The 20094-nt window shown below is 69.5% G+C and carries 18 protein-coding genes and 1 pseudogene; 8 read left to right on the forward strand and 11 right to left on the reverse strand.

All coding sequences use genetic code 11. The annotated features are described in order from the left end of the window. Window positions 1-624, forward strand: a 624-nt coding sequence (locus CM1CMNOD_RS09595; RefSeq protein WP_431607656.1) for a TetR/AcrR family transcriptional regulator, incomplete at its 5' end; no start/stop codon positions are given. Window positions 625-724: 100 nt separating this feature from the next. Here CM1CMNOD_RS09595 and idi read toward each other — a convergent pair. The 3 genes and pseudogenes from idi to CM1CMNOD_RS09610 all read right to left on the reverse strand — a co-directional run bounded on the left by idi (window position 725) and on the right by CM1CMNOD_RS09610 (window position 4059). Then, on the reverse strand, window positions 725-1399 hold the full coding sequence (gene idi / locus CM1CMNOD_RS09600) for an isopentenyl-diphosphate Delta-isomerase (RefSeq protein ID WP_013873463.1): 675 nt from the start codon (window positions 1397-1399) through the stop codon (window positions 725-727). 182 nt (window positions 1400-1581) lie between these two features. Further along, window positions 1582-2661, reverse strand: a complete 1080-nt coding sequence (locus tag CM1CMNOD_RS09605) for an enoyl-CoA hydratase/isomerase family protein (RefSeq protein ID WP_013873464.1) — start codon at window positions 2659-2661, stop codon at window positions 1582-1584. A gap of 686 nt (window positions 2662-3347) precedes the next feature. After that, a pseudogene (locus CM1CMNOD_RS09610) lies at window positions 3348-4059 on the reverse strand (IS6 family transposase). Here CM1CMNOD_RS09610 and CM1CMNOD_RS21680 point away from each other — a divergent pair. Continuing rightward, window positions 4035-4280: a hypothetical protein gene (locus tag CM1CMNOD_RS21680; RefSeq protein ID WP_043603410.1), complete on the forward strand. Its 246-nt coding sequence runs from the start codon at window positions 4035-4037 to the stop codon at window positions 4278-4280. The pseudogene CM1CMNOD_RS09610 and the gene CM1CMNOD_RS21680 overlap by 25 nt on opposite strands. A 175-nt stretch (window positions 4281-4455) precedes the next feature. Here the strand turns inward: CM1CMNOD_RS21680 and CM1CMNOD_RS09620 are convergent, their stop codons facing one another. Together CM1CMNOD_RS09620 and CM1CMNOD_RS09625 are read right to left on the reverse strand one after the other, a co-directional pair. Continuing rightward, window positions 4456-5067, reverse strand: a complete 612-nt coding sequence (locus CM1CMNOD_RS09620) for a superoxide dismutase (protein WP_013873466.1) — start codon at window positions 5065-5067, stop codon at window positions 4456-4458. 170 nt (window positions 5068-5237) lie between these two features. After that, entirely contained in the window at window positions 5238-5534 is a 297-nt protein-coding gene (locus CM1CMNOD_RS09625) for a hypothetical protein (RefSeq protein ID WP_013873467.1), read from the reverse strand. Between the two features lie 439 nt (window positions 5535-5973). Here CM1CMNOD_RS09625 and CM1CMNOD_RS09630 point away from each other — a divergent pair, with 439 nt between their 5' ends. Together CM1CMNOD_RS09630 and CM1CMNOD_RS09635 are read left to right on the forward strand one after the other, a co-directional pair. After that, on the forward strand, window positions 5974-7119 hold the full coding sequence (locus CM1CMNOD_RS09630) for a HoxN/HupN/NixA family nickel/cobalt transporter (RefSeq protein ID WP_013873468.1): 1146 nt from the start codon (window positions 5974-5976) through the stop codon (window positions 7117-7119). 570 nt (window positions 7120-7689) lie between these two features. Further along, the gene (locus CM1CMNOD_RS09635) at window positions 7690-8664 is read left to right on the forward strand and encodes a hypothetical protein (RefSeq protein ID WP_013873469.1); all 975 of its coding nucleotides are present in this window, start codon (window positions 7690-7692) and stop codon (window positions 8662-8664) included. Window positions 8665-8947: 283 nt separating this feature from the next. Here the strand turns inward: CM1CMNOD_RS09635 and CM1CMNOD_RS09640 are convergent, their stop codons facing one another. After that, complete coding sequence (locus tag CM1CMNOD_RS09640; protein WP_242625450.1) at window positions 8948-10648, reverse strand: ATP-binding SpoIIE family protein phosphatase; 1701 nt, start codon at window positions 10646-10648, stop codon at window positions 8948-8950. A gap of 585 nt (window positions 10649-11233) precedes the next feature. Between CM1CMNOD_RS09640 and CM1CMNOD_RS09645 the strand changes: the two genes are divergently transcribed. Further along, window positions 11234-11956 carry a TetR/AcrR family transcriptional regulator gene (locus CM1CMNOD_RS09645; RefSeq protein WP_013873471.1) on the forward strand — a complete coding sequence of 241 codons (723 nt, stop codon included), beginning with the start codon at window positions 11234-11236 and terminating at the stop codon, window positions 11954-11956. 49 nt (window positions 11957-12005) lie between these two features. Here the strand turns inward: CM1CMNOD_RS09645 and CM1CMNOD_RS09650 are convergent, their stop codons facing one another. The 3 genes from CM1CMNOD_RS09650 to CM1CMNOD_RS09660 all read right to left on the reverse strand — a co-directional run bounded on the left by CM1CMNOD_RS09650 (window position 12006) and on the right by CM1CMNOD_RS09660 (window position 14613). Continuing rightward, a complete protein-coding gene (locus tag CM1CMNOD_RS09650; protein ID WP_013873472.1) occupies window positions 12006-13211 on the reverse strand; it encodes an MASE1 domain-containing protein in 1206 nt (401 codons plus the stop codon). 64 nt (window positions 13212-13275) lie between these two features. After that, entirely contained in the window at window positions 13276-14139 is an 864-nt protein-coding gene (locus CM1CMNOD_RS09655) for a PP2C family protein-serine/threonine phosphatase (RefSeq protein ID WP_013873473.1), read from the reverse strand. A gap of 225 nt (window positions 14140-14364) precedes the next feature. Further along, window positions 14365-14613: a hypothetical protein gene (locus CM1CMNOD_RS09660; RefSeq protein ID WP_043603413.1), complete on the reverse strand. Its 249-nt coding sequence runs from the start codon at window positions 14611-14613 to the stop codon at window positions 14365-14367. Window positions 14614-14696: 83 nt separating this feature from the next. Between CM1CMNOD_RS09660 and CM1CMNOD_RS09665 the strand changes: the two genes are divergently transcribed. The 3 genes from CM1CMNOD_RS09665 to CM1CMNOD_RS09675 all read left to right on the forward strand — a co-directional run bounded on the left by CM1CMNOD_RS09665 (window position 14697) and on the right by CM1CMNOD_RS09675 (window position 17319). Next, window positions 14697-15476 carry a hypothetical protein gene (locus CM1CMNOD_RS09665; protein WP_043603415.1) on the forward strand — a complete coding sequence of 260 codons (780 nt, stop codon included), beginning with the start codon at window positions 14697-14699 and terminating at the stop codon, window positions 15474-15476. Between the two features lie 263 nt (window positions 15477-15739). Next, entirely contained in the window at window positions 15740-16123 is a 384-nt protein-coding gene (locus CM1CMNOD_RS09670) for a VOC family protein (RefSeq protein ID WP_013873475.1), read from the forward strand. Between the two features lie 146 nt (window positions 16124-16269). After that, complete coding sequence (locus CM1CMNOD_RS09675) at window positions 16270-17319, forward strand: LLM class F420-dependent oxidoreductase (protein WP_013873476.1); 1050 nt, start codon at window positions 16270-16272, stop codon at window positions 17317-17319. A gap of 129 nt (window positions 17320-17448) precedes the next feature. Here CM1CMNOD_RS09675 and CM1CMNOD_RS09680 read toward each other — a convergent pair whose 3' ends face one another. After that, window positions 17449-18609 carry an acyl-CoA dehydrogenase family protein gene (locus CM1CMNOD_RS09680; RefSeq protein ID WP_013873477.1) on the reverse strand — a complete coding sequence of 387 codons (1161 nt, stop codon included), beginning with the start codon at window positions 18607-18609 and terminating at the stop codon, window positions 17449-17451. A 21-nt stretch (window positions 18610-18630) separates the two neighbouring features. After that, window positions 18631-19494, reverse strand: coding sequence for a 3-hydroxybutyryl-CoA dehydrogenase (locus tag CM1CMNOD_RS09685; protein WP_013873478.1), 864 nt, complete (start codon window positions 19492-19494; stop codon window positions 18631-18633). Between the last annotated feature and the right edge of the window lie 600 nt (window positions 19495-20094).

A 20094-nucleotide genomic window follows, 5' to 3' on the forward strand; every position in this document is an offset into this window, starting at 1 on the left:
ACAGGCAGGACGGACAGGAGGTCGAAGGCGGTGGCGACACAGCTCGAACCGGCAGTCCCTCGAGAGGGGACGGGGCGGAAGAAGCTGCTCGCGGCGGCCCTGGACCTCTTTGCCGAGCGAGGCGTCAGCGGGACGTCACTACAGATGATCGCGGACGCGCTCGGTGTGACCAAGGCCGCCGTCTACTACCACTACAAGACCAAGGACGACATCGTCCTCGCGGTGGTCAGCCCGGCGATCGAGGAGCTCGCCGCGATCGCGGGTGAGGCCGAGCGGAAGCGCTCCCGTACCGCCCAGGTCGAGACCGTGCTGGTCGGCATCGTCGATCTGATCGTCCGTAACCGGTCCCTCTACGCCGTTCTGCAGGGTGACCTCACGGCCATACACATCCTGCGCGAGCACGGGGCGTTTCCCGAGCTGAGCAACCGGATCCTGGCGCTGATCGTGGGGCCCGATCCCGATCCCGGCACCATCGTGGCCGCGAGCATCCTGCTCTCCGGGCTGCACGAAGCCGGGTTCGGCCCGCGGGTCGCCGGCATCGGCGACGAGGAGTTGCGCGGCCACATGCTCGACTGTGCCCGACGCCTGCTCCGTCACCGCCGCCCGTCCGCCGCCACCGCCTGACGCCACCCGGCGCCGCCGGTGGGGGAGCCCGCCGCGGAGGTGTGACGGACGGGCGGGGGAGGGCGGCGGCCTGCGCGCCGGTGCGGAACCCTTCCTCGGACTATCCCCGGTAGTTGCTGAAATCCTGCCGGACGGCCGGGGGCAGCGCCTCGTCCGGCGCCACCGGCCAGTGCCGGGGCGAGGGCCCGAGCGTGTGCAGCCGCGCCACCTGCAGGCGACACCAGGGTGATATCTCCAGAGAACCGTTCAGGACGCCGTCGGAGAACGTCGACCATGGCGTCCAGTAGGCCTCGGCGACCTCTTCCGGATTGATCCGGAAATCGCCCGAAACCTGCGTGAAGAATACCGGGCAGATCTCGTTCTCCACAGTGCCGTCGGTCATCACGCAGCGGTAGCGAAACGTTGGTAAGGCCAGGTCGATGCGCTGGACACGCAGGTTCAGCTCTTCGGCCAGCCGCCGTGAAACGGCCGTCCGGAAATCCTCACCAGGAGCTGGATGCCCACAACAGGTGTTGGTCAACACCCCTGGCCATGTTCGTTTCGCATAAGCGCGCCGGGTGACGAGTATGCGGTCGGCGGCATCGAAAACATAGCAGGAGAATGCCAGGTGCAACGGTGTTCGAGGGCCGTGGACGGTGGCTTTCGGGGTGACTCCGACCGCCTCCCCGGATGGGCTGAGAAGAACGACGAGTTCCGCCGCCGCGCCGGCCGCAGCGTCCGATCCGTGGGAATCCGGTGCCGCTGACGCCCGGGCATGCGGTCGAGAATGACTCATGGAAACAATGGTAACAGTACCCGCCGGCCGCCGTTCGTGCCCGGACGCATTTCCTGAATCGGAGAGCCAGGGCCTTGTGACAATCGGTGCCCCGGCCGTGCCCCGGCCGTGCCCCGGCCGTGCCCCGGCCGGCGGGGATGCCGTGCGCGCCGCGTCATGCGTGCGCCGGCAGCAACGCCGTCCTACGCCGTCACGCCGTCAGCCGTCACGCCGTGGGCGGGAGCGGCGGCGAGTCCGAGCTCGCCGGCGCCCAGGGGCGCGAAGAAGCTGGCGACGAGGTCGTCACCGACCTCGGCCAGGGTTGCCGGCGACCAGCGGGGGTTGCGGTCCTTGTCGACGACCTGGGCCCGGATGCCCTCGGCGAGGTCGTGCGAGTGCAGGCAGGCGCTGGAGACCCGGTACTCCTGGTCGAGCACCGCCTCCAGGCTGGGCAGCTCGGCCGCCGACCGGAGCGCACGCAGGGTGACCTTGAGCGCGGTGGGTGATCTTTTTGCGATCTCCTTCGCCGCGGCCGCGGCCGGCCCGCCGTGGTCGTTCAACCGGTCCAGGATCTCCTCGACGGTCCGCGCCGCGTAGCAGTGGTCGATCCAGCTCGCCTGCGCGGCCAGCGCACTGGCCGGTGGCGGCTCGGCGAAGGAGCGGACCACATCGACCGGATCCCTGTCGTCACCGCTGCCCAGCGCGGCGGCCAGCGCGCCGAGCCGGTCGCTGGGCACGTAGTGATCGGCCAGCCCGTGGTGGATGGCGTCGGCGCCGGATATCCGCGCGGTGGTGAGCGCGACGTGGGTGCCCGACCGGCCTGGCATCCGGGACAGCAGATAGGTGCCGCCGACGTCGGGCACGAGACCGATCGCGACCTCGGGCATGGCGACAAGGGAGCGTTCGGTGACCACCCGCACGCTGCCATGCGAGGAGACGCCCACACCCCCGCCCATGACCAGCCCGTCCATCAGCGCGACATACGGTTTCGGGTAGTGGCTGATGCGGGCGTTGAGCCGATACTCGTCGACCCAGAAGTCCAGGGCGGTGGTGCCGCCGGAGCTGACGTCGTCATAGATGGACCGGATGTCACCGCCGGCGCACAGCCCCCGCTCGCCGGCACCGTCGATCAGCACCGCCCGGATACGCTCGTCGTGCTCCCAGGCGGTCAGAGCGTCGGCGATGCGGCGCAGCATGCCGTGGTTGAGCGCGTTGATGGCCCTCGGCCGGTTGAGGGTGATCCGGCCCAGCCGGCCCCGGACGGTGAACAGCACGTCGGTCATTACGCTCCTCTGGCCGCCAGCGGGAGACGGACGGCCCGCGCAGCAGGAAGTCCGGCCCCACACAGTAGGAAGTCCAACGAGGCCCAACGATGTCGGCTGGTACCACCAGGGCTCAACCGATACCGCGAAGCACGAGCGTCGGAAGTCCGCCCGCCAGCGCCGGTGTGAGCCGCCCGGCCGTCCGCGGCCCGGCCGTCCGCCGTCCGGAGCGTGTCAGGCTGGTTACCCATACGTGTTCATTGACGTCAAGAGGGTATGTCCGTATTCTGACGAAGTTTTGTGACGGTGGTCGGAAGCCGGTGGGAACCCGGCACGGTCGCGCCACTGTGAACAGCCGTGACGGATCTGTACGGACGGCTGTGAGTCAGACCTGACGCTGTCACGTCCATCTGATGGGACGCGCCATCCCGAGGAGGTCCGCACGTGACGCCCGTTCGCCGGTCCGCCCGCTTCCGCACCGGTTCGACGGGCCGGCATCACACCGTCCGGTCGAGCATCATCCCACTCCGCTGTTTTTCCGCGGCATTTCCGTCGCGCCTGTCGCGTGCCCTTTCCGGCGGACTCCCGTTCCCGCCGCGTGCGCCGTCGTATGCGGTTACCGGTGGGGTTCGTATATCCGTGACCGGCCTGCCGGGGTCTGTTGCATTCAGCGGGGTCAAGACATGCCAGGCCCTCCGAGCCGCTGATCAGACCGCCAGTGCGAGCTCGGTGAAGGCAGCCGACAGCCGCAGGTGCGGGTCGGTGTCGACGCCGAGTTCATAGTGGCCGCGGCGGATGTTCTGCACGAAGGCGTGCCCGGAGCTGACCGTCTGCGCGGAGCGGAGGTGTTTCAGTCCGCGCATCGGCCGGAGCCGTGCCTTCAGCTGGCTGTGATCGGATTCGATCCGGTTGTTCGCCCGCCGGGTATCAATGTGGTGGGCGTCCGGCAGTATCTCGTCGAGCACCCGCCGGTAGGCGGCAGCCTTGTCGGTGGTCACCTCGACCGGCCGGCGGCCATGCGAGAGCGCTCGGGTGAAGAAGCGGCGGGCCGCGGCCGGATCCCGATGCTCACTGGCGGGGACGTCGATGACCTGCCCGAACTGGTCGATCGCCCGGTACAGGTAGATTCACCGGCCGGAGACCTTCACATACGTCTCATCGACACACCACCTGTCCCCCGGAATGTGCCGGCAGGGCCGGGCGGCATCGATCAGCAGCGGGGTGAACCGCTGCACCCACCGGTAGACAGTCACATGGTCAACGACCAGGTCGCGCTCGGCGAGGAGTTCTTCGACGTCCCGGTACGACAGGCTGTAGCGGAGGTACCAGCGGACCGCCAGCACGATCACCTCCGGCGGGAACCGGAACCCGGTGAACTGAAGAGACGGGGACCGGTGGACGGACGGCACGTCGACGCATCCATCGATCATGACTGGCGGAACGCCGAGACGGCGGACATCGCCTATGCAACAGACAGTGCCTCCACGGTGGTGAGCACCGCCGTCCACGCCGCGGATCCGCTGATCTGGAAGACGAGTATCGGCAGCAGGACGGCTGACACCGCGCCGCCGGACAGCGACACCGTGCGCGCGCACCAGAACCGCACGAAGGCCGCGTCGCGGTACAGCGACGCGGCCTGACGGTGGTGCGTTTTTGCGGCCCTGGCCGCCTCATCAGCCCCCAGGTTGCGTGGCCTCATCGGTACCGGTGGCGGCAGGCGCCCGGCGGTACCGATGAGGCGGCCCGTGCGGTGGCCGCGGCCCGGGACGCTGCCGGCCGGCAGCGGTGGTCACCAGCCGGCCGGCCACGGCCGGGTCAGCCCTGGCGGGACTGCCGGGCCGCGGTGTAGCGGGCCGCGACGTCGGCCCAGTTGACGATGTTCCACAGGGCGGTGACGTAGTCGGCCTTGACGTTCTTGTACTGGAGGTAGAAGGCGTGCTCCCAGGCGTCGAAGACCAGCAGCGGGGTGCTGCCGATGCCGACGTTGCCCTGGTGGTCGTAGACCTGCTCGATCAGGAGCCGGTCGGCGACGGGCTCGTAGGACAGCACACCCCAGCCGGAGCCCTGGATCGTGCTGGTGGCGGCGGTGAGCTGGGCCTTGAACGCGTCGAACGAGCCGAAGTCGTTGGCGACGGCGTCGGCGAGGGCGCCGTCGGGCTTGTCGCCGCCGTCGGGGGAGAGGTTCTGCCAGTAGAGCGAGTGCAGGACGTGACCGGAGACGTTGAACGCGAGCGTCTTCTCCAGGCCGACGATGGCGGCGAAGTCGCCCTTGTCACGGGCCTCGGCGAGCTTGTCGAGGGTGGTGTTGGCGCCGGCGACGTAGGCGGCGTGGTGCTTGTCGTGGTGCAGTTCCAGGATCTCGCCGCTGATCGACGGCTCGAGAGCGGCGTAGTCGTAGGGCAGGTCGGGCAGTGCGTAGGTCGCCACGGGTGTGGAGTCCTCTCATCACGGTGAGATATGGGATATGTGCGGGACGGAACGCTGTGGATCCGCTCCTGGTCCTTGGGGCCTGACGCTACGCGGTACCCGGCGCTCCACGGGCGCCTGGCTGGCCGGGATGCGTGCGCAGGGCCGTTGACAGGGTGGCCGGGGGCCGGTCAGGGCGGCGGCTCGGCGACGTAGGCCCGCTGGATCGCGGCGAGCACGTCGCGGGGCCCGCTGTCCGGACCGGCGCGCTCGGCCAGGTGGTCGAGGGTGATGCCGCACAGCGTGGACAGGCCGAGGACGAGTTCGGCCACGGCCGCCGCGGGGTCCGCGCGGTCGGCGCCGTCGGCCATGACCCGTTGGACACTGGTCCAGAAGAAGCCGGGGTCGTCGGCCGAGTCGGTGTAGGCGGTCATGACCTCGATTGCCACCGGCAGGCATCCCCCGGGGCCGCTCCCGATGTCACGCATCGCTACTCCTTGTCGTCAGCGTCGTCTACAACGATGCCTGTCGCGGCGTCCACGGGCGCTGTTACGAACGTCATCGTGAAGTACTTGCAATGAACCTGTAACCGTGGCTGTCCCCAACGGGAGGACGACCGCCACATGTTTCCTATTCATAACTATGGGTAATAATTTGCTATATGTGCCGATCGGAGCCGGCCTCGTCGCCGAGCGTGCCGCCTCCTCGTGGCCGTGCTGAAGCTCCCGTGAAGCCTCCGCTACGTTCCGCCGCGCTCCGTTGCGTCCCACGCGTCACGTCGATGACGAACGACCGGACGATGGCGGCACCATGCAATCCATTATCTCCTGCAAGTATCTTGCAGCAGGCGGTGGGGATGGTTAACGTCCGCAGGCGCATCCACCCCCGTCGGCGCTGCCGGGGCCCTCCGCCAGGAAGGATTCCGCCATGGCTGCCCAGATCGACACCTCGCCCACGGCACGGTTCACCCGCATCCGCCGGGCGCTCGGCCCACGGGAGTGGGCGAGCGTGGCCGGCATGGCCGGCGTCATCATCGGGCTGCACGTGATCGGCTGGTTCGCTCTGATCGCGATCGTCGCCCCGCGGCACTACCACTTCGGGGCCGACGGCCAGGTGTTCGGCATCGGCCTCGGGGTCACCGCCTACACCCTGGGTCTGCGCCACGCCTTCGACGCCGACCACATCGCCGCGATCGACAACACCACCCGCAAGCTGATGACCGACGGCCAGCGGCCGCTGTCGGTCGGGTTCTTCTTCTCCCTCGGCCACTCCACGATCGTCTTCGCGCTGGCGTTCCTGTTCGGCATCGGGATACGTTCGCTGGCCGGGCAGGTCGAGGACGACGGCTCCACCCTGCACGCCGTCACCGGCTGGATCGGCACCACCGTCTCCGGTGGCTTCCTCTACCTCATCGCCGCGATCAACTTCGCTGTCCTGCTCGGGATCCTGAGGGTGTTCCGGGACATGCGGCGCGGGCACTATGACGAGGCCGCCCTCGAGGAGCAGCTGAACTCCCGCGGCCTGATGAACCGGCTGCTCGGCCGCGTCACCAGGGCGATCACCAGGCCGTGGCAGATGTACCCGCTGGGCGTCCTGTTCGGTCTCGGCTTCGACACCGCCACCGAGGTCGCGCTGCTGTTCCTGGCCGCCGGGGCCGCCGGGGCCGGGCGGCCCTGGTACGCCATCCTCGTGCTGCCGATCCTGTTCGCCGCGGGCATGAGCCTGCTGGACACGATCGACGGGTCGTTCATGAACTTCGCCTATGGCTGGGCGTTCTCCAGGCCCGTTCGCAAGGTCTACTACAACATCATGATCACCGGGCTGTCGGTCGCGGTCGCCTTCCTCATCGGCACCGTGGAACTGCTCGGCATCCTCGCCGAGAAGGCGAGCCTCACCGGCGGTTTCTGGGACTGGGTCAGCGGCCTGGACCTCAACCTGCTCGGCTACTTCGTCGTCGCCCTGTTCGTCCTCACCTGGGCGGTTGCGCTGCTGGTGTGGAAGTACGGGCGCATCGAGGAGAAGTGGTCCGCCGACGGCGGTGAGCATGCCCGACAGGCCGAGCCCGCGGGCTGATCTCGGCCGGCCGCGCGCCCGGCATACCCGCTGTCCCGGCAACGGCTGAGCCTGCCCGCCTGCGCGCACGCGCCCGCCGGCCGGGCGGGCTCGACGAGTGGCTCGGCGGGCAGGTTCGGCAGCTGGGCGCGGCGGGCAGGTCATCCCGCAGCCGGACGGACTTCATCCCAGAGGGTGATGCGGGCCACGTTCTCCCGGAATATCGTCTTCGGCTGTGTAAAGAATGATTTCGGCGGACGAGGATCTGTTCCGTGCAGGGCGAACGTGCGGGGTACCGCGGGCGGACGACGTGGAGGACCGGGTGGTCAGGGCGTTTGTGGTCGTCGGTGTGACGCGACGGGCCCAGCCGGTGGACGCCTGTTCGTCCGGCCGGCCGGCCGGCTCGTGTCGACCCCGGCCAGAACGCGTCGGCCGGGTCCTGCCGGCTGCTGTGGCGGGCTGTTGTTATCTGTTTCCCCGGGTGGGCTGACATTTCCCGGGAAGGCTGGCGCTTCCCGGGAAGGTTGATATTTCGGAGTCCTGAGATTTTGTTCCGGCTTGCGAAGGCTCGTGCAAGGACAAGGAGAAATCGTGGCGCACTACAATTTCGGAATCAAGTGGCTGAAGGCGTTCCGGGAGAGCGCTGAGGCAGTCTCCAAGCTCTACGCCGACGACGGTTTCATCTTCGAAGACGTGATGCTTGACCAGTACAACATCAACAACAAGCCGGACCTGCACCGCGTTTTCGGCCCGTACGCGAACAAGGACCCGGAGAACGGCATCGGCATCCACAACTTCCGGATTCGTTCCTACATCGGCGACGAGCGGGTGGGTCTGCTCCGCTGGGAGTGGAGCCCCGAGCACGCCGCGGTCTTCCTCGGCCTGGACGTCGCGGGCAAGCCGTTCGGCACCCAGGGCCACACCTTCCACATCTACAACGAGCAGGGTCTGATCACCCGCGAGTCCTCCTGGTGGGACGCGTCCGCGGTGCTGCGTGCGGTCGGGCCCGTCAGCCCCACCAAGAGCCTGACCGGCACCAAGCCCGCCGTGGTGAAGACCTCCAGCGGCGCCCCCTTCATCCGGGCGGCCAGTGGCCTGGAGCACGCCCAGCGGTGGGCCGCCGCCCTCGGCAGCGACACGGCCGCCCTGGCCGACCTGTACGCCGACTACTTCACCGTCGAGTGGACCAAGGTCGACGACCACCTCGACGACACGGTCACCGACCGCGAGACCCTCGTGGAGCGGCTGGGCGGGATCGCCAGCGGGGAGAACGGCACCTACACCTTCACCCCCACCGCGTGGTTCGGCGGGGCCAACGACAGCTACGGCCTCATCCACTGGAACGTCCGGATCGAGGGGGCCACGACCTACCGCGGCCTGCCCACCAGCGGCAAGACGCTGGAGACTGTCGGCTCGACGTTCCACCAGTTCGACTCCGAGGGAAAGATCATCCTTGAGTCGACCTACTGGGAGGACAACACGGTCTTCGAGGCGCTCGGTGTGCCGGTCGTCCGGCCGCACTACTGGGACGAGAACTTCGATCCGGCCAGCCTGCTGCCCGGATAGCACGGGGTCCGAACACACACCCGGTCGCTGATCGCGACGGGATGCGAGCGGGACCTGCGGCGGCGGTGCCAAGCGGGGATTCGAGATCCGGTGACAGAGCCGGTCCGGATACCAGCGCAGCCCGCCGCCTGTTCGCGTGCGCGCACAGTTCGCGGGCCGCGGCCCCGGACGTCCCCGTCCAGGGCGTGTCCGACGGATGGTGGTCGACAGCCGATGTGGGCGCCGCCCGCGCGGTCGAACATCCGTCAGGCACATCCTGGCGCCATGCTCACGCCTGAAAGCCCTATTTATACGTCGGGTGCGTCGGCTGCTCGGTCCAGATGGTCTTGCCCAGGCGGCTGTAGCGGCTGCCCCACCGTCGGGTCATCTGGGCCACCAGGAACAGGCCACGGCCGCCCTCGTCGGTGCTGCGGGCATAGCACAGCCGCGGCTGGGTGAAGCTGGCGTCCGAGACCTCGCAGACGAGCAGGTCGTCGCGGATCAGCCGGACCCTGATCGGGCCCTGCGCGTACCGGATGGCGTTGGTGATCAGCTCGCTGACGACCAGTTCCGTGCTGAAGGACAGGGTGTCCAGGCCCCAGGCGGCCAGCTGTTGGGTCGTGAGGTTGCGGACCTCGGCGACCACGGACGCGTCGGCGGGAAACTCCCACTCGACGACGGCCTCGGGCACCACGGTACGGGTACGGGCGAGCAGCATGACGATGTCGTCCGCGGGCGGGGCCGAGGAGACGTCGCCGAGGAGTTTCTGGCCGATGTCGTCCAGAGACTGTTCGCTTTCGTAGAGTGATCCCAGACGCTCGTGGAGCCAGTCCATTCCCTGGGTGACGTCGCGGTCGTGCCGGTTGAGCAGGCCGTCGGTGTACAGGGCGAGAACGCTGCCGGGCGCCAGCGCGATCTCGGTGACCTCGAAGGGCATCCCGCCCACGCCGAGCGGCGGCCCGGGGGTGACGTCGACGAAGTCGACCTTGCCCTCCGGCGTCACCACGGCCGGCGGCGGGTGCCCGGCGCTGGCGATCGCGCAGCGGCCGGCGACCGGGTCGTACACCGCGTAGACGCAGGTCGCGCCCACCGTGTCCCACCGGGCCGGGTCGGCCTCGCTGGCGAGACGCTGCACGAGGTCGTCGAGGTGGGCGAGCAGCTCGCCGGGCTCGAGGTCGAGATCGGCCAGGGTCTGCACGGCGGTGCGCAGCCGTCCCATGGTGGCGCTGGCGGGCAGGCCGTGCCCGATGACGTCGCCGACGACGAAGGCCACCCGCAGCGAGGACAGCGGGATGACGTCGTACCAGTCGCCGCCCACCTGGCGGCCGCGGTCGGCCGGGATGTACCTGCCGGCGGTCTCGGCCGCGGTGGTGTCGGTCCTCGCCTGGGGCAGCAGGGCCCGCTGCAGCGCGATGGCCGCGCGGCGCTCGCGGGTGTACCGGCGGGCGTTGTCGATGCTCAGCTCGGCACGGGAGGCGATCTCCCGCAGCAGCTTGCGGTCGTCCCGGTCGAAGACCGGGGTCGAACCGGTCCGCCACACGCTGACGATCCCGAACAGCAGGCCGCGGACGTACAGGGGCGCGCTCATCCCCGAATGCGCGTCCAGCGGGACCATCGCGTCCGTGAAATCGCCCGCGTAGGGAACGACCTCCGCCCGGTTGGTGGCCATCAGAACCTTGCCGCGCTGCAGGCTGCGGATTTCAAACCCGTCCGGGAACGACGGGACCGGCATGCCCGTCCGGATGAATCCGGGATGCCAGGAACCGTGGTGACGGACCGCGGCGACACGTCGCAGGCGCAGCTGCCCACCGCCGAATGTTTTCGGCGGCTCGTCGCCGGCCCGCACGGCGTCACTGAGATCGACCGTGGCCACATCGCCGAGGGCGGGGACGAGGACCTCGGCCAGGTCCTCGGCCGTGTGGTCAACGTCCAGTGAGCGGCCGATGCGTTTGGCAGCCGCATAGAGCAGATACAGATCGTGCGGGTTCTGCTGCTGTCCGGTCATATCAGATCCATGGCACATTCCAACTACGTCGCATGAAACACGATCGCGATGCCAGGCCTCCGTATCGTGGTGAAGGAGCACACGCCCGGCTCATGGGGCGACGCCGCAGAATACCATCCGATACGGTTTCCCGGCCGATTCACCGGCGGCTCCCACCGGGATATTCTCAGCTGTCCGAACCGAGCGGTCACGCGGCCGGAGACGCAGCGCGCAACGCGGCCGGGGGCGTGTCCTGCGTGTACGTCCGGTACGCACGGGGGCTCCTTCGGATCGGTCGACCGGGACCGGGGTCGGTGCTTGGTCGGCGGTACCGCCCGTTCGGCCCGCTCGGTGGCCAGAAGAGCGGGTAACCGCCTATCGGGATCCTTCCCGGGCCTGTTGGAGCAGAGCGCTGGAGCGGGCGGAAGCGGGTGGAAAACAGAGGCTCGTCGACGGGTCGGGGTCGGACTGCCGTAATCCTAACGATGTATGGTTTTTGTCGCCTGTGGGCGGCTGTGCTCCTCCTGTTCGCTGTCCGCCCCCGGTCGGCCCGGGTAGCGGTCAGGTCTGACTGTCAAACGGCCGGTGGGCGGTAGTGTCCGGTACATGCCCCCATCCCGGCCTACTTCCCGGGCAGCCGCCGCCGACGGTGCCGAACCCACGCGGCAGAGCGCGGGCCCGGGCGCTGGTGCCACGGTGGCACCGGGCCCGGTGGCCCGAGGCGGCCAGCGCACCCACCGGGAGCGCACCCTGGACAGCCGCCAGCGCATCCTCGACGCGACGGTCGACTGCCTGGTGCGGTACGGGTACGCCGGCACCACCACCCTGGTGATCCAGGCGGAGGCCGGGGTGTCCCGGGGTCGGCTGCTGCACCACTTCCCGTCCCGGGAGGTGCTGCTGGTCGCGGCCACCCAGCACCTCGTGACAACCCGGCTGACCACCACCTGGGAGCACTTCGGCAAGCTGCTGGACGAACTGCCCGACGGCGCCGCCCGCCTCGACCGGGCCGTGGAGATGATGTGGTTCACCTTCCACCAGCCGTACTTCTGGGCGGCGATGGAACTGTGGACGGCGGCCCGCACCAACGAGGCCCTGCGGGAGGCGCTGGCCCCCGCCGAACGCCGGCTGGGGGCGGCGATCCGCACCGCCGCCGAGGGGGCGTTCGGCCCGGCGCTGGCGTCCCGGGAGACCTTCCCGCAGGTGCGGGAACTGCTGATGACGAGCATGCGCGGGGCCGCGATGACCTACGGGTTCGATCCGCGCACGGCGGCGAGTGACCCGCATCTGCCCCAGTGGAAGCAGATGGCTCGCCAACTGCTCGGCCTGTGAGGCCTCCGGCGGTCTGCCCGGGCGGGTACCAGGACCCGGTGTGGCCGGGTCACGGCTGCGGCGGTCCGGCCGGACGGCTGGCCCGCACGAAAGGGGAGGGTGGGCTCCTTTCCGGATCGGCCGTCTTTTCCGTCCTTTCCCTTTCCGGCTTTTCCAGCGGCCGGCGGCGAACGGCGAGTGTGTCCGGCGCGCTGTCAGCGGGGGCGAGCCGGGTCACCGCCTCGGTGAGCTCCTGGCAGACCCGCACGATCCGCTGATGCGTCCGGTTCCGTTCGGTGACCAGCGCCGACAGTGACAGCGCGATCAGCGCGATGGTCCCGTTGAAGGCCTGCAGGGTGAGCATCTGGGTGGACAGCTCGTGGCCGCGGAACGGGCCGACGCCGTCCGCCGCCGCGGAAATCGTGATCACGGAGATGAGCAGCGCGCACGGCGCGGTGCCGGCCAGCTGGAAACGGAACGCCGCCCAGATCAGGACCGGGGAGACGATGAAGAGCAGGCTGACGGTGCTTCTCGTCGCTACCAGCGTGACCACGGCCGTGACCGCCAGCATCGCCCCGGCCTCAAACCATCGGGGCCACCGGTGCGGGCCCGCGCCCCGCGGGCACCGGAGCCGGCGCAGGACGAGCAGGAAGGGCACGACGACGAGGACACCCATGGCATCGCCGGTCCACCACACCGACCACGTCGACCAGAACGCGTCCGTCGGTACGGCACCGGCGAGCGTGAGAACTCCGGTGCCCCCGGTGGCGCTGACCAGCATTCCGGCCAGGGCACCGAGGAACACCAGCGCCAGGGCGTCGCGCAGCCGGTCCAGCTCCGGCCGGAAACCGCTACGGCGAAGAAGCAGACAGGCGGTGACGGGGGCCAGCGTGTTTCCCACGGAGATACCAAGGGCCACCAGCACGGACGAGCCGAGCGACAGGTTGACGAGGAAGGCCCCCAACGCCACCCCCGGCCACATGCGCAGGCCCAGCAGCAGCAGACAGACCACGGCGATACCGGTCGGCGGCCACAGCGGAGTGACCTGTCTGTGCACCAGCTCCAGCAGCAGCCCCGCCCTGGCGGCGGCGTAGTAGGCCGCCGTGATCGCGCAGGTGCGCAGGGCGAAGGCAACGCACAGGGCGATAACACGTTGGGCGGTGACACGGTGAGTGATGACGCGTCGCGGGACGATGCGCCCGGAGACGGTGCGTTGCCGAAGGCGCCGGTGAGGACCCTGACGGAGGCACTGCCGGAGTCGTTCGTCGACCGCCATGGTTGTTACGACGCTACCCGGTGCTTTGTGTGAACGAGATCACATGGGTGTGGGCGAGGTCACATCACCACCCGCGGCCGGCACGGTGCCAGGGCCGCGGGCCGCGGGCCTGCCCGTCGTGGCGCAGGACGAGCACCGCGGCGTCGTCGCAGTGGCCGGTCAGGTCCGCGACGTCGATCACTTTGGTGGCCAGGACGTCCGGGTCGGCCTCGCAGCCGCCGCGGACGACGTGCACCACCCGCTCCAGCCCCCGCTCGAGCGGGAAGGCCGGCCCCTCCACGACCCCGTCGGTCAGCAGGACGAAGGCCCCGGTCCCGGTCAGCAGCCGGCGGGTCACCGGATACCGCTGGCCGGGGAACATCCCCAGCGGCAGCCCGCCGTCGTCCAGCACCACCTCGCACCTGCCGTCGGCGGTGGCCCAGACCGCCGGGACATGGCCGGCGCGCGCATCCGCCAGCTCGCCGGACGCCGGGTCGAAGCGCAGGAAGGTGCACGTCACGAACAGGCCGGAACCCAGCGACACCAGCAGGTCGTTGATCCGGGCGAGGACCTCTCCCGGATCGGTGGTGACACTGGTGACGGCGCGCAGCCCGATGCGGACCTGACCCACGAAGGCGGCGGCCTCCACGTCATGGCCCTGCACGTCACCGATGACGATGCCGACCGTCCCACCCGGCATCATGAAGGCGTCGTACCAGTCGCCGCCGATGTCCAGCCCGGGACGGGCCGGGACGTAGCACGCCGCGGTCCGCAGCCCCGGCACCACCGGCAGCTCGACCGGCAGGATGTGGCGCTGGAGCGCCATGGCCAGTTCCACCCGGACCTGCTGGAGTTTGATCCGCTCGAGCACCTCGCCGGCGAGCTGCACCAGGGTCTGCGACAGCTCGTCGTCCCCTGGTTCAGGGCTGGAGTGACGCCGAGGTGCCATACCCGCTCCGGGAAGTCGGTTCGACCGTAGGTCATGGTAACCGTCCCACAACATGTCGACCTTTTCGGAGCATGCCTTCTTCGGCACAGGCCTGCCCTGTACGCCCTCCCGTGGCAGCCCGATGGCGGCCGCGGGCAGGGCCGGGGCGCCTCCCGCTCCCGGTGCGCTGCCGGATTCTCCGGGCCGTCCGTTCCCCGGGCCGCGTGCTCGTCCCCGGCCCGCGGGTCAGCCGGCCGCGGTGACGGCCGCCTCGACGATCGTGAAGACCTCGTCCGGGTGCAGTGAGCTGCGGGAGCCGTCGGGACGCCGGGGCGCCCCGCCGATCGAGCTGCCCCCGCCCCAGCCGGGCTCCCGCGCGGCGAGCGCGCCAAGGATCGTCCCGGCGCCTCGGCCGGCCCGACCGGGAAGCCGTCCACCAGGTCGCTGCGCCGTCCCACGGTGTACGCGGTCGAGCCGTCGGGCAACGGCCGCCACATCACCGCCCGGGCGTGCCCCGCTTCGTACACCCGGTCGAAGGCGCCGGTGTCGCTGGTCGCCATCACCCATCCCGTCCCGGCATGGGTGATCCGGAACGACGTCGCCGGCCGCCGCCGGCCGGCCGGATCGTCCGCGTCGGCCTGGCCACCCGCCCGGACCGGATCACTCGTGTCGGCCGGATCGCCCAGGCCGGCGTGGTCGCCCGGGTCGGTGCCGGCGAGACCGCGGGTCAGCTCGGCGATCGCCGCCACGCAGCGGCCGAGGTCGGCGGCCATCCGCGCGGCGCTGCCCCTGCCGGCGTTGTCCGCGTCGAGATCGTTGACATAGGCGGTGTAACGCCGGGGCTCCAGCCCGAGCAGCAGCGCGTCGGCGACCTGTCGGCAGGTCGCCGTGGTCACCAGCCGGATGCAGGCGCCGTGGTGGTCGAAACTCAGCCGGCGGGTGCTCAGGTCGAGCGCCGGGCCCTGCACGACCCCGTCCAGCGCGATGCTGTACGGCGGCAGCTCGCGCAGGTCGACGGTACGGCCGGGGACGACGACCACCGGCAGGTCACCGATGAGCACCCGCTGCTCACCATCCCCCATCGTGGCGCCCACTGCCGCACCCGGCACGGCACCCGTCGTCGCCGTGCCGTCCCGGTGGCCCGTGTCATCCGTGCCGCTGCTCATGCCCCGCTCCCTGGCCGGCCGGCGCGGCCCGCGCCATCCGCCCGGCCGCTTCCCCCTCCCCGGATCCTGACGGACCACGGTGCTGGCGGTGGCCCGGACGGCTGGCCGCACCCGGGAGGCCGCGCGCCTGGGAGAGGTTCGGAAAACAACGGCTGGGAGACAACAACCTGGGAGACAACGACATGGATATGACGGTTGGGAGACGACGGTTGGGCGGCCGAAACCTTCCGCGCCGTCCCCTGTTGACCTGAAGTGCGGTTGAAGTTGCAGGCTGCTGTCATGCCTTTCCCGACATACCCCGCGGCGGCGTCGGAGGCGCTCGCCGTGCCGACCGGCGGCCCGCCATGGCGTGATCGCCCACCGGCGCGCGGCGCCCGCGTTCGCCCACCGCGACAGCCGGGAGAACGGATGCGGCATCGCACAGGCGAGCGGAACGGAACAGGAGGGACGCTGGCATGACCGTACAGCTCAACCACACCATCGTGGCGGCGCACGACAGGAGTGCGTCGGCCGCCTTCCTCGCCGACATCCTCGGGCTGGCGGCCCCAGTCCCGTTCGGGCACTTCCTCGTGGTCACGGCCGACAACGGCGTGAGCCTCGACTTCGCCGAGACGAAGGGCGCGGTCACCCCGCAGCACTACGCCTTCCTCATCGGTGAGACGGAGTTCGACGAGATCTTCGGGCGGATTCGCGAGCGCGGCATCCGTTACTGGGCCGACCCGGGCCGCAGCCGGCCGGGAGAGATCAACCACGGCAGCGGTGGGCGCGGGGTCTACTTCCAGGATCCGGACGGCCACCTGCTGGAGATCCTCACCCGTCCCTACGGCAGCGCGACCTGACGGCCCGGCCGCGCCAGCGGCAGGCGGAGAACGGGCGGAGCGGCTGGCCGGCCGCCGACCGCCGTGGAAGTTCTGTCTCGGGCCGGTCCCCAGCGGTATCGTCCGGTCAGTCGTGACTGTTATTGCGGACGGAACCGGGGAGAGTAATGCGGATCGGCATGACGCTGAGTTACAGCGGTGGCTTCACGGAGGCTGTCGCCGAGCTCGAGGATTTCGAGAAGGCCGGGCTCGACATCGTCTCGGTCGCCGAGGCGTACACCTTTGACGCGGTCAGCCAGCTCGGCTTCATCGCGGCGCGGACCAGCCGGCTGGAGATCGCCTCCGCCATCCTGCAGCTCTACACCCGTACCCCGACGCTGACCGCGATGACCGCCGCGGGCCTGGACTTCGTCTCCGGGGGGCGGTTCTGGCTCGGGCTCGGCGCGTCCGGGCCACAGGTGATCGAGGGCTTCCACGGTGTCCTCTACGACGCGCCGCTGGGCCGCACCCGCGAGGTGATAGACATCTGCCGCCAGGTGTGGCGGCGGGAACCCGTGGTGTACAAGGGCAGGTACTACCAGGTCCCGCTGCCGGAAGGCCAGGGCAGCGGGCTCGGCAAGCCGTTGAAGATCATAAATCGTCCGCTCCGGCCCCGGATCCCGATCGTTCTGGCCGCGATCGGCCCGCGTAACGTGGCGCTGGCCGCCGAGATCGCGGAGGGATGGCTGCCGGTGTTCTTCCATCCGGACAGGGCCGACAACGCGTGGGGGAACGCCCTGCGGGAGGGCTATGCCAGGCGTGACCCCGAGCTCGGCCCGCTGGACATCACCGCCAGCGTGTTCCTCGCCATCGGCGAGGGCTACCAGGACGATCCGCGGCTGCTGCAGCCGTACCGCGCCCAGCTGGCCCTCTACATCGGCGGCATGGGCGCGAAGGGCCGGAACTTCTACAACGACCTGGCCCGCCGGTACGGGTACGAGCAGGCTGCCGACGTCATCCAGGAGCTGTACCTTGCCGGGCGCAAGGACGAGGCAGCGGCCGCCATCCCGGAGGACCTGGTCCGGGACACCTCGCTGGTGGGCCCGCCCGGGTACATCAAGGAGCGGGTTGCCGCCTTTGCCGAAGCCGGTGTCACGACCCTGCACGTGACGCCGCTGGCGACCGCACACGCCGAGCGTGTGCACGCCGTCGAACAGCTACGCGCGATCATCGACTGATCGTCGGCCAGGACCGGGCGGCGGGAGGCGTGACACGCCGGTGGGCGTGAGCTCCGGGAGGAGCCCACGCCCACCTCGTCCGCGGGGCTGGTCGGCCTCGCGTTCTCGCGTTGTGCCGGCGCCGGGAGGTCAGCCTCGGAGCAGATGGCGGGCCATGACCATGCGCAGGATCTGGTTGGTGCCCTCGTAGATCTGGGTGATCTTGGCGTCGCGCAGCATCCGCTCCACCGGGAAGTCCCGGGTATACCCGGCGCCACCGAACAGCTGCACGGCGTCGACGGTCACCGACATCGCCACGTCCGAGGCGAACGTCTTGGCCGCCGCGGAGCGGAAGCCTGACTCCGGCTCACCGCGCTCGGTGGTCGCCGCCGAGGCGTACACCAGATGCCGCGCGGCTTCGATCTTCATCGCCAGTTCGGCCAGGATGAACTGGATACCCTGGAAGTCCCCGATGCGCTGCCCGAACTGCCGGCGTTCGCGCACGTAGTCCACGGCCGCGTCCAGTGCGCCCTGCGCGATCCCCAGCGCCTGCGCCGCGATCGTCGGACGGGTGTGGTCCAGGGTGGCCAGCGCCGTCTTCAGGCCGGTTCCCGGCTCGCCGATGATCCGGTTGGCCGGGATCGTGCAGTTCTCGAAGTGGATCTCCCGGGTCGGCGACCCCTTGATCCCCAGCTTCCGCTCCTTGTGGCCCACCGAGAAGCCCGGGTCGTCCCGGTGCACCACGAACGCCGAGATACCCCGCGAGGGCTTGTCCGCGTTCGGGTTGCTCACCGCCATCACCGTGTACCAGGTCGACTCCCCGGCGTTGGTGATCCAGGCCTTCGTGCCGTTGAGTACCCAGTGGTCCCCGTCCAGTTGGGCGCGGGTGCGCATCGACGCGGTGTCCGAGCCCGCCTCCCGTTCGGAGAGCGCGTACGAGATCCCGGCGCCGGCCGCGATCTCGCTCAGCACCGTGCGCTTGAGCTCCTCGTCGGCGGACAGGATGATCGGCTGCGAGCCCAGCTTGTTCACCGCCGGGATCAGCGACGAGGACGCGCACACCCGCGCGACCTCTTCGATCACGATGCACGCCGAGACCGCGTCCGCGCCCTGGCCGCCGTAGGACTCCGGGATGTGCACCGCGTGGAAATCCGCCTTCACCAGGGCGTCACGGGCCTCCGCTGGAAACCGTTCGGCTTCGTCCACCTCCGTCGCGTACGGCGCGATCTCCTTCTCCGCCAGCGCGCGTACGGCCGCGCGCAGTGCGTCGTGTTCCTCACCGAGCTGGTAAAGCCCGAAGCCCTGGCTCATCCCCGGCTCCTTTCCAGAAGATCAACTTTGATAGTCGTAGAAGCCACGGTTGGACTTCTTGCCCAGCAGTCCCGCGTCGACCATCCGTAGCAGCAGCGGCGGGGCGGTGTAAAGAGGTTCCTTGAACTCCTCGTACATCGACTCCGCCACCGCCTTCACGGTGTCCAGGCCGATCAGATCCGCCAGCCGCAGCGGACCCATCGGATGGGAGCACCCGTGCACCATGCCGTTGTCGATGTCCTCCACCGACGCGAAGCCCGGCTCCATCATCCGGATCGCCGACAGCAGGTACGGGATCAACAGTGCGTTGACCACGAAGCCCGCCCTGTCCTGCGAACGGATCACCGTTTTGCCCAGCGTCTCGGTGGCGAAGTCCGTCACGGCCGCCAGGGTCTCCTCGGAGGTCAGCAGCGACGGGATCAGTTCCACCAGCTTCAGCACCGGTACCGGGTTGAAGAAGTGCAGCCCCACCACGTACGCGGGCCGGGTCGTGGCCATGCCCAGCTTCATGATCGGAATTGACGAGGTGTTCGACGCCAGGATCGCGTCGGGTGAGGCCACCACCTTGTCCAGCGCCGTGAACACCTCCAGTTTGGCCTGCTCGTTCTCCGCGATGGCCTCGACCACCAGGTCCCGGTCGGCGAACTCGTCCAGGTTGGTGGTGTAGCGCAGCCGGCTCAGCGCCGCGTCACGCTCCTGCTCGCTCAGCTTCTGGCCTCGGACCGCGCGCTCGAACGACTTCTCGATCCGCCGCGCTCCCGCCTCAAGCGCGAGCTGGTTCACCTCGGTCACCACGACGTCCAGTCCTGCCCGGGCGCTGACTTCGGCGATGCCGGATCCCATCAGCCCGGCACCCACAATCCCCACCCGCTGGATCCCACTCATGTCCGGTTCTCCTCGTCCTGGCCCGGTGGGCCGTCACTGCTCGTATCGGTCCATGGGCGCTGATCCCACACCGGCTCAGTATCTTTCCGGATTTTGTCGGCGGATGAGAGCTTCAGCGTTGCGTGCGAGAGATATTTTGACATCCGTCTATCGGATGTACAAGCTTCCTGTCGTCGATACGGTACCCATCACCACCCATCACCCTGGGTCGGGTGGTCGGCTCCGGGCAGAGGCATCCGGTGATCTTTACAGGTAATCCCGGAGGCGGACGGTGAGCCGCGGAGGCATCTGGACAGTACTGTCCGTTACGCCGCTTCGTGGGCAGGCTCCGCCGGCCGCTGATGCCGAGGGTGGACGGGGGTGGTCGGCCGTGCCGTCTCCTGGCCGGCTCCGGCGGTGGGCGTCCGCGTCCAGCGGAATTCGGTGGAATCCTGTCGTATTCAGATTTATGTGACACGACATGGCGGAATCCGGTGATATCCGGCGGGATTTCGTGTGATCGGTATGAATTTCCGTGGCGTGTGTACGTCAAGTTTTCGAGCACTTGCTGTAGTGGTTATGTTACGGACGGTTCGACGAGTGGGCGGGGCGGGGCAGAGG

This window comes from Protofrankia symbiont of Coriaria myrtifolia (assembly GCF_900634755.1).
GTDB lineage: Bacteria > Actinomycetota > Actinomycetes > Frankiales > Frankiaceae > Protofrankia > Protofrankia coriariae.